Below are 631 nucleotides of genomic sequence, written 5' to 3'. Positions count from 1 at the left end.
GTCGCCGTAGGTGCCGCCCTCGAAGTCGGCGAGGACCGTGCCCGCGGGCGGCGGGCCCTGTTCCATGACGGTGCCGTCCACGTGCGGATGCCGACCGCCGCCGACCTTGAAGTTCAGGTACTTGCTGTCGACGGTGAAGGAGGGGGAGGTGAGGGTGCCGGTGGCGGCGTCACCCGAGTGGAAACTGTTGGCGAGGCCCTTGCCGTCGAAGCCGTCGACCGCGCCCTGACCGTCCACCGCCCCGGCTGCCGGCGCCTGGCCGAACGCGGTGCCCGTGGTCGTCCACGAACCGAAGTCGGCGCCCTCGAAGTCCTGCATCACCGTGCCGGTGGGCGGGGTGTACGTGCCCTTGTCGTCGGCCGTGAACTTCTTGCCGTCGAAGTCGCCGACGAAGTACTGGGCGGCCGAACCGCCCGCGATACCACCGGGGTTGATGTTGACGACCAGGACCCACTTGATCTTCTTCTTGTCGCCGTCGACCGCGAGGGGGAACAGATCCGGGCACTCCCACACGACGCCCGTCGCGCCCGCCGGCCCGAACTCGCTCTGCAGCTTCCAGTCCTTGAGGTTCTTGGACGAGTAGAAGCGCACCTTGTGCTCGGCGGACATCGACACCGTCATCAGCCAGCTT

1 pseudogene is annotated in these 631 nt (G+C 68.1%); it reads right to left on the bottom strand.

Annotated elements, in window-relative coordinates:
- Positions 1-631, bottom strand: a pseudogene (locus tag TN53_RS41705) (glycoside hydrolase family 32 protein); the annotation flags it as partial.

This window comes from Streptomyces sp. WM6386 (assembly GCF_000972385.1).
In the GTDB taxonomy this organism is placed as follows: Bacteria; Actinomycetota; Actinomycetes; order Streptomycetales; family Streptomycetaceae; genus Streptomyces.
This window is presented reverse-complemented; position numbering and strand designations above follow the sequence as displayed.